This window comes from Cryobacterium sp. TMS1-20-1 (assembly GCF_004402355.1).
In the GTDB taxonomy this organism is placed as follows: domain Bacteria; phylum Actinomycetota; class Actinomycetes; order Actinomycetales; family Microbacteriaceae; genus Cryobacterium; species Cryobacterium levicorallinum.
On record NZ_SOGF01000054.1, the window covers coordinates 1 to 15174 of the forward strand.

Here is a 15174-nt window from a genome sequence, read left to right on the forward strand (position 1 = left end):
AAAACGGCCCCACTCCTCGACCAGCGAGAACCACGAACCCGCTCCCCCACCACCAACTCGACGACCGGCCCCACCTTACGGAACCGGGCCCACGATAGATCATGGGCCCAGTTCCCGGGCCCGGGCCCGTCCGGAGGGGGCTAGTAGCGGTAGTGGGCTACTTTGTACGGGCCCTCGGCGGGAACACCGATGTAGGCGGACTGCTCGGGGGTCAGCACGGTCAGCTCCACGCCGAGGGCGTCGAGGTGCAGGCGCGCTACCTTCTCGTCGAGCAGCTTCGGCAGCACGTACACGCCCACCGGGTACTTCTCCGGTGAGACATACAGCTCGATTTGCGCGAGCACCTGGTTGGTGAACGAGTTGCTCATCACGAACGAGGGGTGTCCGGTGGCATTGCCCAGGTTCATCAGGCGTCCCTCGGACAGGATGAGCACACTGCGCCCGCTCGGCAGACGCCATTCGTCGACCTGCGGCTTGATCTGAACCTTGACGGCGCCCGGCAGCGACTCGAGCGAGGCCATGTCGATCTCGTTGTCAAAGTGACCGACGTTCGCGACGATGGCGAGGTGCTTCATGCGCAGCATGTGGTCGACACCGATGACGTTGAAGTTTCCGGTGCCGCTGACAAAGATGTCGACCTGTTCGACGACGGAATCGAGGCGGGCGACCTGGAATCCATCCATCGCCGCCTGCAGGGCGTTAATCGGGTCGATTTCGCTCACGATGACGCGGGCACCCTGGCCGCGCAGCGCTTCGGCGGCGCCCTTGCCGACGTCACCATAACCGGCGACGAAGACCACCTTGCCGCCGATCAGCACATCCGTTGCCCGGTTGAGGCCGTCGGGCAGCGAGTGGCGAATGCCGTACTTGTTGTCGAACTTGCTCTTGGTGACGGAGTCGTTCACATTGATGGCCGGAAAGAGCAGTTCCTTGCCCGCTGCGAGCTCGTAGAGGCGGTGCACACCGGTGGTGGTTTCTTCGGTGACGCCCATGAGGTCGGCGGCGACCAGGGTCCAGCGGTCGGTCGACTCGGCCAGGGAGCGACGGAGGGCGGCGAGAATGACGCCGTATTCGTGGCTGTCACCGGCAGCATCCGCTGGTACGGCGCCAGCCAATTCGAACTCGCGACCCTTGTGCACGAGCATGGTGGCGTCGCCGCCGTCGTCGAGGATCATGTTCGGGCCGGTCCAGCTGGCTCCGGCCGCGGCCGCCTCGGCACTCCAGTCGAAGATCTGCGCGGTGCACCACCAGTAGTCCTCGAGGGTTTCGCCCTTCCAGGCGAACACGGGAACGCCGGCCGGGGCATCCACTGTGCCGGTGGGGCCGACCGCGATCGCGGCGGCGGCGTCGTCCTGCGTCGAGAAAATGTTGCAGCTGGCCCAGCGCACCTGGGCGCCGAGCGCGACGAGGGTCTCGATCAGCACGGCGGTCTGCACGGTCATGTGCAGGGATCCGGCGATGCGGGCTCCGGCGAGCGGCTTCGATTCGCCGAATTCGGTGCGGAGGGCCATGAGCCCGGGCATCTCGTTCTCGGCCAGACGCAACTGGTGGCGTCCAGCCTCGGCGAGTGACAAATCGGCGATCTTATAGGTGAACGTGGGGGGCGCGATGGCCGAAGCGACAGTCATGGTGCTATCTTGCCATTTCCGCCTGAACGCCCCCGACAAAAATCGGTTCGACCGCACGCTGACAATGCTAAGCAGCGGCAAAACGGATGCTGCCCACTTCCATGGGCAGACGGCCTGCGGGACGAGATGGCCAGGTTTTGTAAACCAAGTAATTCCAAGAGGCCGAAACGGCCACTAGTCGGCGAGGCCGAGACGACCCAAGAGACGAGCAGGGCAGCGGGCCTGGTCAGGGGTTCGACCGCGGGACGAGGCGGCCGGGGCAAGTCGGAGCTGGCTACTCGACAGGGTCGGACTCGTCGGCGACGAGGCGGTGCCGCATCAGCTGCCACCCCTGCGGAGCGGTCGTTCGCTCCGCGTGCCGTGCGCAGAGGTCAAAGGTGTGCGGTTCTTTGCGGCCGGCGAGTGGGCCGAGTACGGCCAGCGAGTCTCGATAGTCAAAGGTGAGCGTGGCCACCGAGGGTTCGAGGCAGGCAACGCGGGAACACGGACGAAATGTCATTGCCTCTCAGGGTACCCGTCGACCAGCCTAGGATGGCAGCATGGCCCGATCTCGACGTTCTGCAGCGCCCGAACCGACCGTACGCGGCCGCGGGCGGGACCGGCACGGCCGCGGAATTCGCAGCTCGGCGACCGGTCCGTTTCTGCCGCCGCTGCGCACCCGGATCGACCTGTTCGACATGACGGTCGCCTCCACAATCGAATACCTGCGCGGCGTCTGGCCGGAAGAACTCGGCCACGCCGTGTTCGAGGTGGCCTCCGGTCCGCGCTCGGTGAAGCCGGGCATCGGCGTGGAACGCTGGATGGTCACGCCGGCGACGAATCGGGTGGTGTTCTACCGGCTGCCAATTCAGCGACTGTCCCGCCTGCACGAAAACGACGAGATGCACCAGCGCATGATGATCGAGACCTGCGTCTTTCGCGGAGTCGCCGAGCTGCTCGGCAAAGACCCGTGGGATCTCGCACCGGATCGCTTCCGCCACTTCTAGGCCGCCGCCACTTCGCGGCCGTCACCGCTTGGGCTGCGGGAGCCGTGCTGCGCCGGGGTCGGGCATCCGCTGATGCTAAACCGCTGCGCCGGTCGGCGCGGCGCGCGCTTGAAAAGCTCGCAGGTGGTCAGAACGTGGACCGCGAGCGGGGGCGGCATCCGCTCGGCTGATCAGCGTCGATCCCTGCTCAGGACCGGGATTGAGGGGTGTTTGGCGCGCCAGCATTGTCTGAATGTTTGCTGAATTAGGTAACAGAACGGTAACGGATTGGGGCAATTCCAAACCATTTCAGGGGTGGAACCGAACACCATGCAGACCCCAACACCACCTGCTCGATTGACAGAAAAGGATTCATCCCATGCGCACATTCACCAAGGCCACCATTGGTTTCGCCTCCGCCGGAATTCTCATCGCCGGTCTCGCCGGCTGCTCGTCGGACGCCGGCACGACGACCCCGGCGCCCGCTTCGAGCTCCAGCTCGTCCGACTCGGCCTCCGCTGACCCGACGCCGCTCGCCTCGATCCCCAGCCTGTCCGGTGTGGACACCGCCGTGCTGCTCGACGCCGACTTCGGTGCCGCGCTGACGAGCCTCGGCCTGACCGCCGGAACCGTGGGAACGGCAACCTTGGAAGAGGGCAGCCTGCACTTCCCGATCACCGGCGGAAACGTGGACTACTACGACCCGGCCGAAGATTACCGCCCCTTCGTTCAGGGTTCCATTGAGCACGAGGGATCCGGCTTCTCGCTGACCGCCGGCGACATCGTCGTCGAGCTGACCAACTTCACCATCGACCCGGGCACCTCGGAGCTCTTCGGTGACGTCTCGGTCAACGGCGAGTCCGCTGCCACCCAGGCCCTGCTCTTCGACCTCTACGGTGGAACCCTTGAGCCGCTCAAGATGGACGGCGACAACGCCATCCTCACCGGCACCACGGTTCACATCTCTTCCGTCGCCGCCGGCCTGCTGAACTCCACGTTCAGCACCGACGCGGTCGCCGACCAGATGCTCGTTGGCATCGCAACCATTACCGCCGCCACGAAGTAGTTCTTTTTCACAGCTTTCGGCTGTACAACACAAACGGGGCTCGCCACACGGCGGGCCCCGTTTGTTGCGTGCCCGGGGGCCTTTGCGGCACCGGTGCGCCTCGCGGCGCTCGTTAGCGAAACGGGCGCCCGGTGCTAGGGATGCCACGAACTCTAACGAGTGCCGCGAGCGGGCTGAGGCGGGCTACCGCACCAAGGCGGTCAGGCAGCAAGGCGGTCAGACAGCAAGGCAGTCAGGCAGGGCGGTCAGGCAGGGCGGTCAGGCAGCAGGGCGGTCAGGCAGGGCGGTAAGACAGCAGGGCGGCCAGGCACGGCGGTCAGACAGCAAGGCGGTCAGGCAGGGCGGTCAGGCAGGGTGGCCAAGCGGCGAGGTCAGGACCGGCGGTCAGACAGCAGGGCGGTCAGGCAGGGCGGCCAAGCGGCGCGGTCAGGACCGGCGGGCGCGCAAGGGGCGCAGCATCCGCTTGACTGTGCCTGGGCCGGCGCGATGCAGGGAAACCGCCACGATCACGATGATCGCGATCGCAATCGACGCTCGGGTGAGCGGAACGCTCGGTACCAGCAGCCGCAATGTGAGCGCCATCGGCACGAGCAGCCATTCCCAGCGGCCGCTGAGCGCCACGAACGGCAGCAGCAGCAGCGCATACCAGGGGTATCGGGGGCTGAGTACGAGCAGGGTCGCGCCGATCATGACGAGCTGGCCGACCCACGGCTGGTTCTGGTCGGTCTTGAGAATCACCAGCACGGCGACGATGGCCAGAATCAGGCCGGCGACGATCACAGCGGATGCCCCCGGCGCCACCAGGGACACCAGCGCGAACCGCGACCCGTCCTGATACCCCTCTTCACTCAGGTAGCCGGGCAGGTAGCCGAGGACCCCGATGCCGGTCGCGATCACATAGGGAACGTAGAGCAGGGCAAAACTCAGAACGGATGCGGTCACCATTCGCCAGCCACCGCGCCGGAGCAGCGCTGGCGCGGCGAGCACCGGGATGAGCTTGGTGCCGATCGCGATCCCGAGGGCGATGCCGCCACGCCAGACCTTCTTCGTGGACACGAGAAATACGGCCGCGACGACGAAGATGACGCCGAGCATATCCACGTGGGAGTTGGTGATCGCCTCGGTCGCCACGAGTGGACACCAGGCCCAGAGGGCGACGTTGCGTTGGTCGAGGCCGCGGCGGCGCGTGCCGACCAGCAGCATGACCGTGGTACCCAGGCTGAGTAGCAGCCCGGCGAGCTGCAACGGCCAGTAGGCCGGCTCGGGTCCGGTAAGGAAACGCACGCCGGCGAAGAAGATTTCGCTGGCCGGAGGGTAGATCGTGGGTACAGCCGTGCGGTTCAGGGACGAGCAGAGCAGGTCGCCGTCGGTCGTGCGTGCGGTGGCGATGCGTTCGCCGACACATTTCTCCTCCCCGCCGGCCTCGCTCTGGGGCGTCGGGAACAGCCAGCCTGGTCTCAGGGAATCGAGGCGGGCATTCGCTGGGGTGAAGGCGTAGGGACTGATTCCTGCGTTTTGCACGATGCCATCCCAGGCGTAGCGGGCCGAATCGGTACTCGTGTTGGGCGGGCCGACCATGGCCGCGCCGCCGATCAGGGCGGAGCCAGCCAGGATCAGGGCAACCACCGCTTTGCCGTTGATTTTATGCAGCAGCCAGCAGGCGAGGCCGAAGACAAACCAGAGCGCAGCCGTGACCAACACCAACTGCACTTCGTCGCGCTCGGGCGGGAACAGGTCGAGGGTTGTCGCGCTGAATGCGGTGAGGGCAGCGCTGAGCACCAGCAGGACCGCGATGATCGTTATGCGCACGGTTCAGTCTCTCGTACGGAGTTCGTTTGCCCGTGATCGTTCCCCAACTCACCCGCACATCGTAAGGAATTTTTCCGGTTTGCAACGCGCTGTGGTGATGCAATAGAAGTATGCGGCAATTGATGTATGAGGCCCAGCGAGCGCTGGCGTCACCGGTGCGCAATCCGCGCATGGCGACCGTGATCGGGCGGCTGCTCGGTGCCGCCTTTCTTATCTGCTTCGGCACCGGCCTGTACAGCCATTTTCTGCAGGAACCGCTCGACTGGATGCGCTTCGCGACCCGGCCGGAATTTCTGTATCAGGTGACTCAGGGCACGCACATCATCGCCGGCATCGCCTGTTTTCCGCTGCTGCTGGCCAAGTTGTACATCGTTTTTCCCGACCTGTTCGCCTATCCCCCGGTGCGCGGTTTCGTGCATTTTCTCGAACGGGCCTCGATCGCCCTGTTCGTGGGGGCCTCGCTCGTGCAGATCACGATCGGACTGCTCAACACGTTTCAGTGGTATCCGTGGCCCTTTCCGTTTCGGCAGGTGCACTTTGCGCTCGGCTGGGTGCTGATCGGGCTGTTGGTGATTCACATTGCGGTCAAGCTGCCGGTGATTACGCGGTATTGGAGTAAGTCGTCGGGTTCGGGTTCGGGTTCAGGTTCGGGTTCGGGTTCTGACTCGGGTTCGGGTACTGACTCGGGTTCGGGTTCTGACTCGGGTTCGGGTTCTGACTCGGGTTCGGGTTCTGACTCGGGTTCGGGTTCTGACTCGGGCGACGGCGATCATCTGGTCGACGCGGTGTCGGCCGACCGGACGGCCGATGCGGAGGCGGTGCGACTGTGGGGCACGACTCGGCCGGGGGGCCTCACCGGGCGACTGCTCGACTATATCGATGCGACGCCGCGCCCGTCCTCGCGGGTCAGCCGGCGCGGATTTCTCACCACCCTCGGCGTCGCCACGACGGCCGTCGTGGCCCTGACCGCCGGCCAGACCTTCACGCCGCTGAACGCGGTCAACCTGTTTGCGCCGCGCAAGAAGGGCGTCGGCCAGCAGGGCGTTCCGGTGAATCGCACCAGCGAGCAGGCGCAGGTGGCGGATGCCGCCCTCGCTTCATCGTGGACTCTTACCCTCGCGGTGGCCGGCACCGAGCGCTCCTTCACCCGGGCCGAACTGCTCGCGCTGCCGCAGACCGAGGTTCGGCTGCCGATCGCCTGCGTCGAGGGTTGGAGTCAGATGGCGACGTGGCGCGGTGTGCGGCTGCGCGACCTCGCCGACCTGATGAAAGCCGACCCGGAGACCTCGTTTCGTCTGATCAGCCTGGAAGAACGCGGCAGCTTCAGCAAAACCCAGATGGGCCGGGAATATGTGCGCGACTCGCTCACGCTCGTGGCTCTCGAGCTCAACGGCGAGACTCTCGACCTCGAGCATGGGTATCCGGCCCGCATGATCGCGCCGGGTCGGCCCGGGGTGTTGCAAACCAAATGGCTGAGCCGAATCGAGGCGATCGAATCATGAGAGCGGATGCGCGCGGATCACGCGGCGAGGCGGCCGGCGGTGACGTCGGTGTGGACACCGGAGTGGGGGTGACCGGCAGGGGTGCCCCGATGGGTTCGGCGACCACGTCAACCGAGAACGCCGGGACTGGCCTGTTTCCGCCACCGGCCGGGATCGCGGCGTCGACCAGTCGGCGGATGCGGAGCATCCGTTTGGCGCTGGTGGGTGCTGGTGTGCTGCTGCTGGCCTGGGGCGCGTTTGTGATGTTCGATTCGGTGCGGCTGACCCGGATTCCCGGGGTGGCGCTCTGGATTGCGGCGGCGATCGTGCTGCACGATGCGATTTTGGCGCCGATCGTGTTTGCGTGTGGGATTGCGCTGCGCCGAGTCGGGCGGCGGACGACCGGCACGGTCATTGCGATCGTGCAGGGCGCAATTGTGGTCGGATCTCTTGTGTCGCTGATCGCGGTGCCGACGATGGTGGCGAAGAACTTTGCTCCGGCGAATCCGACCGTGCTGCCGCTGGATTACGGGCTCAACCTGGGGATTTTCTGGCTCGTACTGGCGGTTTTGACGGTGGGGTTGTCGGTGTGGGCGCTGCTGCGGGAGCGGCGCCAGCGGGTCATCCGCGTCTCGCTCAGACATTGAAGATCGTCGGTGCACGGTCAGACTCCTAAGCACCTTGGTCCGGGCCCACCTTAGGAAACCGGGCCCATGATCCAGCATGGGCCCGGTTCCCGGGCCCGGGCCCGGGTAGATGAACGACTAGGCGCGAGCCAGGCGGGCGAAGGTGCGGCCGCCGCGGGACCATTCTGCGACCGGAGTCAGGCCTGCTTGTGCGGCCCGGCGGCGCAGGGCGCTGACTCCGAGTTCGGCCCAGGGGAAGGCGTCGCTCGTGTGTCCGGCGGCGTCGTGCAGGGTGCCCACATAGGCGAGGTCGTGTTCGGGGTCGCGGTGAACCTCGACGACGAGCATGCCGTCGGGGGCGAGCAACGCGGCGCAGCGTTCGAGGAGCGCGTCGGGGTCGCCGCCAATGCCGATATTGCCGTCGACGAGGAGCAGGGTTGCCCAGGTCCCCTCGAGCGGAAGGTGATCGAAGACGGAGCGGTGCAGCACAGTAAGTCCGGCGGCCAGGGCGATCCGCACGGCGGTCGGTGACACGTCGACGCCGAGTGCGTCGAGGCCTTCGTCCATCGCGGCCCGGATCATTCGGCCCGGTCCGCAGCCGATATCGAGCACCGGTCCGGCGACGCCGGCCAGCAGGGAACGGTCGATCGCATCGGCTCCGGCGCTCCACCGTCCAGCGTGCATGGTGGAAACGCGGGCGGCCGTTTCCGGATCGGCGTCGTGGCGGCGGCCGTGCAGGTAGAGCACGTTGTCGTCGCTTTGCAGTGCCTGGGCGTAGGGTTCGGATCCGCCGGCACCGAAGGTAGTCGGGCGCCGAAAACGGTCGGCCGTCGTCTGGTCGGCAGCCGAACGGTTCGCGGCCCCATGCTCGGCCAGTTCCCCGACGAGTTCCGAAGTGAATCGGTCAGCGGCATTCGGACCCTCGCTGACCGGCCATTTCGCCGGATGGTCCCAGAGGCGCGGGGAGACGAGGGTCACGAGCGTGTTCCGGTCAGCGTGAGCAGGTCGGCAGCGCGCGTGGCCGCCGAGTGCCGGTCGGCCGGGTACGGGGCCACCGGGTGCAGGTCGGGGGCACCCGCGTCGGCAGCTCGCCCATCCGCGGGGGGCCGATCCGTCGAGCGCCGTTCGGTCGCGGGCTGGTTCGCATCACCGGGTTGAGCGGATGCCCGCACCCCCGCGAAGGCACGCGCGAAGCGCGTGTGGGGGGCGATCGAGGCGACGGTCTGGGCATCCGTTATGGTGTCGATGTCGGTGAGCGCGGGCAGCAGGCGCACGGTGAGGCCGGCCTGGTCGAGACGTTGCAGCTGGTGTGCGCCGGTGTCGGAGCGGCTCATCGGGATGCCTCGGAGCAGCGCGCCGCTCGGGTTTTTCAGCGCGAGCGCCCAGAACCCGCCGTCGTTGGCGGGGCCGAACCAGGCATCCGTTTCATTCCAGTTTTGGAATACTGGTGCGAGCAGCTCGGCGCTGACCTGCGGGGTGTCCATTCCGAGCAGCAGCGTCGGCTCGTCGAGGTGGTCGAAGATGGCGGCGAGGCGTTCGTCGAGTCCGCCGCTGGTCTGCGGCAGAATCTGCCAACCGGATGCCTCTGGCGGCGGCGTGACACCATCGAAGGCGAGAATGTGGCGCGTCGCGGGTAGCTGGGCGGCGACCGCGAGGGTGTCGGCGAGGCTCGACGCGGCGAGAAGGGCGGCCTGCTCGAGCGACAGCGGCGGGTGCAAACGGGTCTTCACCTTGCCGGGAAGGCATTCCTTGGCGATGACGACAATGGCGGTCATGAGCGGTCCCCAATGCGGCTGGCGCGGGCAGCGTTGCCACTGGCGGCGCTGTCATTCCGGCGTGGGCTGTCGTCAATCTCGTTCCGGACGGCGCTGCTGGCGCGAAGCAGAGCGGACATGTCGTGGATGGCGGTGAGGGTGCCGCGCACGGTTCCGGTCACCTTGCTGCGGCCGACCCGCGGCGCATAGCCGGTGTCGACCTCACGAATGCGCCAATCGGCCGCGGCAGCGCCGAGAAACATCTCCAGCGGATACCCGCTGCGGCGGTCGCGCAAATCGAGGGCGAGGAGTTGGTCGCGGCGGGCGGCCCGCATGGGGCCGAGGTCATGAATGTTCACACCTGTTATTCGGCGCAGTCGCCAGGAAAGATAGGTATTTGCTAACCGGGCATGCGGCGGCCACGCATTTGGGGTGGTTGGGCGGCGTCTTCCGAGCACGAGATCGGCGTCGTCTTGAGCGACCGGGTCGACCACGAGTGGCAGGTCGCGCGGGTCCATCGAGGCGTCGGCGTCGCAGAACGCAACGATCGGGGCGGTCGCGGCGAGGAGCCCGGCGTGGGCTGCGGCGCCGAATCCACGACGGGTTTCGTGCACGACCTCGGCGCCGAGGGCACGGGCAATATCCGCCGAACCGTCCGTGGATCCGTTGTCAACCACGATCGCCCGGTAGCCGGCGGGCATCCGCTGGAGAATCCACGGAAGCGCCTGTGCCTCGTTCAGGCAGGGCAGCACCACGTCAACCCGAATACTCGTCATGGTTCGACCCTATGCACAGGGTCTGAGTGTTCGGGGCGAAAGTGGTTACGAACCTGGGAAGGATACCGATCAGCTCCACAGCAAGCCAAGCCGTCGATCGGGCCCACCCTATGAACCGGGGCCCAGTTTGTAGACTGGGCCCGCGTTCCGGGCCCGGTCCCCGAACGGTTAGTGGCGGCATGGGGCGGGGCATCCGTTGACCAGGCGCACAGATCGGTCGCGCGGTACCGCGCGGTGACGCGACCGCGCGCCTAGTCTGAGGGGGTGTCCCCCTCCCAATATTTCGCGCCGCCGCAAGCCGATGCCCTGGCCGGGCGCCGCGTGCTCGTCATCGAGGACGATCCGATGGTGTGTGAGGTGGTCGGACAATACCTGCGCTCCGCCGGATTCGTCGTGGACGAAGCCGTCGACGGGCTCGCCGGACTGCGCCGAGCCGAGGCTGTGCCGCCCGACCTGGTCGTGCTCGATCGCATGCTTCCGCTGCTCGACGGCATCGAAGTGTGTCGGCGCATTCGGCAAAATTGGGGCGCCCTTCCGGTGATCATGCTCACCGCGCTCGGCGAGGAAGAGCACCGCATCGCCGGACTCGAGGCCGGTGCCGACGACTATCTGGTGAAACCGTTCTCGCCGCGGGAACTTGTGTTGCGGGTGCAGTCGGTGCTGCGACGCAGCCGGTCGGAGTCGATTCCGGAGGGGATTCTCGAGGCCGGCAAGTTCACGCTCAACCTGGCCGCGCACCAGATTCGCCTGCGCGGGACCCCCCTCGTGCTCACCGCGCGGGAATTCGATTTGCTCGCCTACCTGATCTGGCGCCCCTCCAAGGTGCTCACCCGCGAAGAACTCCTCCGCTCGGTCTGGGGCTGGGAATTCGGTGACCTGTCTACGGTGACCGTGCACGTGCGGCGGCTGCGGGAGAAGATCGAAGCCGACCCGGCGCATCCGCTCGTGTTGAACACGGTCTGGGGTGTCGGCTACCGGTTCGACCCTGTGCCGCTGGGCGCGGGAGCTGCGGATGGCACGGTGCCGGCGGAAAAGGCCGGGACGGCGCGGGGCACACAGAGCGCGGATGGCCCGAAGAATGCCGGCGGCACACCATGACAGCGTCGGTGTTCGCCGCGGTCGCCGGCATCGCACTCGGCTGCGCGCTGGTCGTGGGCGCGCTCGGATTACTCGCGTTGCGGCTGCTGTCGCGCGGGTCGCTGATCGCCCAGATCGTCGTCGTCGCCTTCGCCACCGTCGCATCGGTGGTCAGTGGAACGGCTGCGGTCGCCTCGCTGATGTATCTGTCGGCGCACGATCTGATCGTGTTCTACGCGGTCGCAGCGGTGGCGGGTGTCGTGTCGCTGGTGATGGCGTCGGTGCTCGGACGCTCACTGGCACGCGACAACAAGTATTTTCGGGCCGCCGCGGCGAGCATCGGTCGAGGCGAATCGGTTCTCTCCCCGGATCGACACACGAGTCTGGAGTTCGCAGCGCTGGCCGGGGAGCTCGCCGCAACCGCCGATCGGCTGACCCAATCCCGCGAGCGGGAAGAACGCATTGAAACGTCCAGGCGCGAAATCGTGGCCTGGATCTCGCACGATTTGCGCACCCCGCTGGCTGGAATCCGCGCCATGGCCGAGGCGCTGGAAGACGGCATGGCGCCAGACCCCGAGCGGTACTACGTGCAGATACGCGGGCAGGTCGATCGACTCAGCGGCATGGTCGACGACCTGTTTGAGCTGTCCAAAATCCATTCGGGAGCGCTGCAGCTGTCGCTCGAACGGGTCTCCCTGTATGACCTGATGAGCGATACGGTGGCCGATCTGGCGCCGGTTGCCCTCGCGAAATCGCTCGACCTGCGCTTCGAGGGCGAACGCGGTCTGATGCTGCAAGCGGATGCCCGCCAGCTCGCCCGCGCGGTGGGCAACCTGGTGATGAATGCCATCCAACATTCGCCGGCCGACAGTGTGATTGTGGTCTCCGCGACCCGGCACGTCGACGGGCGGGCCATCATCTCGGTCGTTGATGCGGCGGGCGGTATCCCCGAACAGGACCTCGGCCGGGTGTTCGAGGCCGGGTGGCGGGCGAGCGAGCCGCGGACTGTGTCCGCCTGGGGAACCGGCGGTCGCAGCGGCGGCGCCGGGCTCGGACTCGCGATTGTTCAGGGGATCGCTGAGGCCCATCACGGGTTGGTGACGGTGACCAATGTGGAGAATGGGTGTCGGTTTGATTTGCTGCTGCCGCAGCATCCGCTTGGCTGAGCGGTGTTGATGCGGCGCCGATTGCGACCATTCACCCGCTCAGGGGTGGCACCGCGGGGCCTGCTCAAGGGGCGAAAGGTGGCACCTCACGGATGCGCCGGGACGACCAATCAGGGGCGCACGGCGGCGCGCAGCGGGGCGGTCGCGAACTCGCGCATTCCGTCCTCGAAGGAGATTTGCGCCGACCAGCCGAGTTCTCGTCGCAAACGCTCCGAGGACGCCGTGATGTGCCGCACGTCGCCGAGCCGATACTGCCCGGTCACGATGGGTGCCGGGCCGCCCGCCGCCGCGGCAAGGGCGGTCGCCATGTCTCCGATGGTGTGAACGATTCCGCTGCCGACGTTGAACGGACGAAATATTCCAGCATCGGAATTAATTGAGCCGGTGGGTGCGATTTCAGCAGCTGCAGAGTTGGCGGGCGCGCGGCCAAGGCCGGCAGCCTGCGGCCTGTAGTCGAGCCCGGTGAAGTCAAGCGCGGCGATGTTGGCCGCGGCGACGTCCCGTACGTGCACGAAGTCGCGGCGCTGCCGGCCGTCTTCGTATACGCGGGGAGCCTCGCCACGCTCGAGTGCCGAGCGAAACAGTGAGGCGACTCCGGCATAGGGCGTGTTCTGCGGCATGCCCGGCCCGTAAACGTTGTGGTAGCGCAGGGCCGCGACGCGTCCGCCGGTCGAGCGGGCCCACGCGGTCGCAAGATATTCCTGGCCGAGTTTGCTGCTCGCGTAGACGTTGCGCGGGTCGAGCGGATCGGATTCGCTGACCAGAACGGGCTCGAGCGGCTCCCCGGTGGCCGGGTCACGGGGATCGAAGCGTCCGGCATCGAGGTCGCTGGCCAAGCGGGGGCCGGGCCGGGTAAAGCCGTTCGGGCCCCGGTAGCTGCCCTCGCCGTAGACGACCATGGATGACGCCAACACCAGGCGACGGATGCCCCGCGCGGCCATCGCGGCCAGCAGCACGGCCGTCCCGACCTCGTTGCTGTGCACGTAGTCGGGGGCGTCGGCGAAGTCCACACCGAGGCCGACCTTGGCCGCCTGGTGACAGACCACGTCGATGTCGGCGAGGGCGCCGGCTGCGGTCGCCGGGTCGGTCACGTCCCCGTGCACGAACTCGACCCGCGGGTCCAGTCCCGCCGGCCTGACGTTCCGGGCCCGGGCCCGGAAACGGGGCCCATGTTCTATCATGGGCCCACTTTCCGGGCCCGGGCCCGGACCGGTTGTGGACTCTGCCGCGGGGCCGTGCACGTCGGCGCGCAGTGAGTCCAGCACGCGCACCTCGTAGCCGCGGGCGAGGGCAGCCTCAACGATCGCGGAACCGATGAATCCGGCACCGCCCGTGATCAGCAGACGGACGCCGCTCATGCGAGGCCTCGGTAACAGGCACGAGCTAGTCGGTTGGTCGGCCAGGACGCACCGGGGAGCCTGCGACGAGGCTGAGACCGACCGGTCGTCACGTGCGATCCCCGGCTGGGTCCGACGGCAGGGCAGAAGAGGAATCGCCGTGCGCGGCATCCGACAGCACGGCCCGCGCTAGAACGGCGTCGACCTGGGCCGGGTCGATGAGCTCGCGCGGGGTGAAGTCGGTCGGCAAGGCGCGCAAGATCCCGTCGATGGCCGCGAGGATGCGCGGCTGGGCCTCGCGGAGGCGACGGAACACGACCGATGCGGTGACGGCATCCGTTTCGCTGGTCGCGGTGGCGCCGGGCGTCACGGGGCCGCCGGAAGCGCCGGGCGCGGACAACGCTGAAGCCGGTGACCCGGACACGGCCAAGCCCGAAGCGGCCACGCCGGGCACAGGCAAGCCAGGAGCGGAGGAACCGGAGGCATCGACCACGGGACCAACCTCGACGGCATAAGGCGTCGGCGCGAGTCCCGCGTCGGCGTCCGTCACGAAGGAGAGGTTGACCGTGCCCATGTTGAGCTCACCGGCCAGCACGATTTCAGGGTACGCGGTCATATTGACAATGTGCGCGCCCATCGAACGGAACCAGACCGACTCTGCCCGGGTGGAAAACCGTGGCCCCTGGATGACCACGACCGTGCCGGAGGGAGCGAAGTTCTCGCCAAGGTCCTCGAGCGCGCGCCGGGCGTAGCCGCGCAGCTGAGGGTCGAACGGGTCCGCGGCGGAAAGGTGCTGCACCGATTCCCGGTCGTAAAACGTGTCGGGGCGGCCCGACGTGCGGTCGATGAACTGGTCGGTGACGACGAGCAGACCCGGCGGATATTCCGGCGTGACCCCGCCCACCGCCGAAGAGGAGATGATCGCCCGCACGCCGATCGAGGCGAGGGCCCACAGATTGGCCCGGTAATTGATCAGGTGCGGCGCGACACTGTGGCCACTGCCGTGCCGGGGCAGAAAAGCGACGCGGCGACCCGCGCGCAGGCCGATCGTGACCGACGCCGACCCGTACGGCGTCGGAATCCGATGCGTGACCGCGGTTGCGGGGTCGACGAGTTCGTAGAGGCCGGATCCGCCGATCACGGCGACGTCCGCGCGCGCGGTCGGGTCAAGCACAGGGTCAATCGTCACTAGCGGCTCCCAGCGGGTTACGAGTCGAGTGTTCAGTCTGCCATTGAAAGCTGCGTGCTCACGCAAGCCCGCGACACCAAAACGGATGCCCCCGCCGCGGCTGACCCGGCCCGGGCCCGGTCGCTGGGCCCATGATAGAACATGGGCCCGCTTTCCAGGCCCGGGCCCGGTCCGATAAGGCCGGCAGGCGCGCGACGGGCGACACCCGGTGTTCGGCGCCCGGGCCCGCTCCGTCGGCCCGGTCTGTGAACTCCGCCGGCCCGATCTGTAAACTCCGCCGGCCCGGTCTGTAAACTGGGC

The 15174-nt window shown here is 67.4% G+C and carries 14 protein-coding genes; 6 read left to right on the forward strand and 8 right to left on the reverse strand.

Going from position 1 to position 15174, the window contains the following annotated elements; translation table 11 throughout:
* Nucleotides 1-140 precede the first annotated feature (140 nt).
* Nucleotides 141-1628, reverse strand: a complete 1488-nt coding sequence (ahcY, locus tag E3O45_RS12515; RefSeq protein WP_134443694.1) for an adenosylhomocysteinase — start codon at nucleotides 1626-1628, stop codon at nucleotides 141-143.
* 274 nt (nucleotides 1629-1902) lie between these two features.
* On the reverse strand, nucleotides 1903-2127 hold the full coding sequence (locus E3O45_RS12520) for a DUF3499 family protein (protein ID WP_092452672.1): 225 nt from the start codon (nucleotides 2125-2127) through the stop codon (nucleotides 1903-1905).
* 40 nt (nucleotides 2128-2167) lie between these two features.
* On the opposite strand from E3O45_RS12520, the gene E3O45_RS12525 reads away from it, so the two are divergent.
* Nucleotides 2168-2614: a metallopeptidase family protein gene (locus E3O45_RS12525; protein WP_134443695.1), complete on the forward strand. Its 447-nt coding sequence runs from the start codon at nucleotides 2168-2170 to the stop codon at nucleotides 2612-2614.
* Between the two features lie 358 nt (nucleotides 2615-2972).
* Nucleotides 2973-3659 carry a hypothetical protein gene (locus tag E3O45_RS12530; RefSeq protein WP_134443696.1) on the forward strand — a complete coding sequence of 229 codons (687 nt, stop codon included), beginning with the start codon at nucleotides 2973-2975 and terminating at the stop codon, nucleotides 3657-3659.
* A 426-nt stretch (nucleotides 3660-4085) separates the two neighbouring features.
* Here the strand turns inward: E3O45_RS12530 and E3O45_RS12535 are convergent, their stop codons facing one another.
* On the reverse strand, nucleotides 4086-5468 hold the full coding sequence (locus E3O45_RS12535; protein WP_134443697.1) for a glycosyltransferase family 87 protein: 1383 nt from the start codon (nucleotides 5466-5468) through the stop codon (nucleotides 4086-4088).
* Nucleotides 5469-5578: 110 nt separating this feature from the next.
* Between E3O45_RS12535 and E3O45_RS12540 the strand changes: the two genes are divergently transcribed.
* Nucleotides 5579-6970, forward strand: coding sequence for a molybdopterin-dependent oxidoreductase (locus E3O45_RS12540; RefSeq protein WP_174843088.1), 1392 nt, complete (start codon nucleotides 5579-5581; stop codon nucleotides 6968-6970).
* Between the two features lie 89 nt (nucleotides 6971-7059).
* Complete coding sequence (locus tag E3O45_RS12545) at nucleotides 7060-7596, forward strand: hypothetical protein (protein WP_134443698.1); 537 nt, start codon at nucleotides 7060-7062, stop codon at nucleotides 7594-7596.
* Between the two features lie 117 nt (nucleotides 7597-7713).
* Here the strand turns inward: E3O45_RS12545 and E3O45_RS12550 are convergent, their stop codons facing one another.
* The 3 genes from E3O45_RS12550 to E3O45_RS12560 are packed head-to-tail and all read right to left on the reverse strand — an operon-like array spanning nucleotide 7714 to nucleotide 10105.
* A complete protein-coding gene (locus tag E3O45_RS12550; RefSeq protein ID WP_241985345.1) occupies nucleotides 7714-8553 on the reverse strand; it encodes a bifunctional 2-polyprenyl-6-hydroxyphenol methylase/3-demethylubiquinol 3-O-methyltransferase UbiG in 840 nt (279 codons plus the stop codon).
* Nucleotides 8550-9350, reverse strand: a complete 801-nt coding sequence (locus tag E3O45_RS12555) for a DUF2064 domain-containing protein (protein ID WP_134443699.1) — start codon at nucleotides 9348-9350, stop codon at nucleotides 8550-8552. The genes E3O45_RS12550 and E3O45_RS12555 overlap by 4 nt, the downstream gene beginning before the upstream one ends.
* Nucleotides 9347-10105 (reverse strand): glycosyltransferase family 2 protein, encoded by a 759-nt coding sequence (locus E3O45_RS12560; RefSeq protein WP_134443700.1) that lies wholly within the window; start codon nucleotides 10103-10105, stop codon nucleotides 9347-9349. Before E3O45_RS12560 ends, E3O45_RS12555 begins: the two co-directional genes overlap by 4 nt.
* Nucleotides 10106-10369: 264 nt before the next feature.
* Between E3O45_RS12560 and E3O45_RS12565 the strand changes: the two genes are divergently transcribed.
* Both E3O45_RS12565 and E3O45_RS12570 read left to right on the forward strand, forming a co-directional pair.
* Nucleotides 10370-11203, forward strand: a complete 834-nt coding sequence (locus E3O45_RS12565) for a response regulator transcription factor (protein ID WP_198418260.1) — start codon at nucleotides 10370-10372, stop codon at nucleotides 11201-11203.
* Entirely contained in the window at nucleotides 11200-12348 is a 1149-nt protein-coding gene (locus E3O45_RS12570) for a sensor histidine kinase KdpD (protein WP_134443701.1), read from the forward strand. The genes E3O45_RS12565 and E3O45_RS12570 overlap by 4 nt, the downstream gene beginning before the upstream one ends.
* 110 nt (nucleotides 12349-12458) lie before the next feature.
* Here E3O45_RS12570 and E3O45_RS12575 read toward each other — a convergent pair whose 3' ends face one another.
* On the reverse strand, nucleotides 12459-13706 hold the full coding sequence (locus E3O45_RS12575; RefSeq protein WP_134443702.1) for an NAD(P)-dependent oxidoreductase: 1248 nt from the start codon (nucleotides 13704-13706) through the stop codon (nucleotides 12459-12461).
* A gap of 88 nt (nucleotides 13707-13794) precedes the next feature.
* Nucleotides 13795-14874: an MTAP family purine nucleoside phosphorylase gene (locus E3O45_RS12580; protein WP_134443703.1), complete on the reverse strand. Its 1080-nt coding sequence runs from the start codon at nucleotides 14872-14874 to the stop codon at nucleotides 13795-13797.
* Nucleotides 14875-15174 lie beyond the last annotated feature (300 nt).

Coding starts and splice junctions, on each gene's coding strand:
- E3O45_RS12540 (WP_174843088.1), top strand. CDS start 5,579: ATGCGGCAATTGATGTATGAGGCCCAGCGAGCGCTGGCGTCACCGGTG.
- E3O45_RS12560 (WP_134443700.1), bottom strand. CDS start 10,105: ATGACGAGTATTCGGGTTGACGTGGTGCTGCCCTGCCTGAACGAGGCA.
- E3O45_RS12530 (WP_134443696.1), top strand. CDS start 2,973: ATGCGCACATTCACCAAGGCCACCATTGGTTTCGCCTCCGCCGGAATT.
- E3O45_RS12575 (WP_134443702.1), bottom strand. CDS start 13,706: ATGAGCGGCGTCCGTCTGCTGATCACGGGCGGTGCCGGATTCATCGGT.
- E3O45_RS12525 (WP_134443695.1), top strand. CDS start 2,168: ATGGCCCGATCTCGACGTTCTGCAGCGCCCGAACCGACCGTACGCGGC.
- E3O45_RS12555 (WP_134443699.1), bottom strand. CDS start 9,350: ATGACCGCCATTGTCGTCATCGCCAAGGAATGCCTTCCCGGCAAGGTG.
- E3O45_RS12545 (WP_134443698.1), top strand. CDS start 7,060: ATGGGTTCGGCGACCACGTCAACCGAGAACGCCGGGACTGGCCTGTTT.
- E3O45_RS12520 (WP_092452672.1), bottom strand. CDS start 2,127: ATGACATTTCGTCCGTGTTCCCGCGTTGCCTGCCTCGAACCCTCGGTG.
- ahcY (WP_134443694.1), bottom strand. CDS start 1,628: ATGACTGTCGCTTCGGCCATCGCGCCCCCCACGTTCACCTATAAGATC.
- E3O45_RS12570 (WP_134443701.1), top strand. CDS start 11,200: ATGACAGCGTCGGTGTTCGCCGCGGTCGCCGGCATCGCACTCGGCTGC.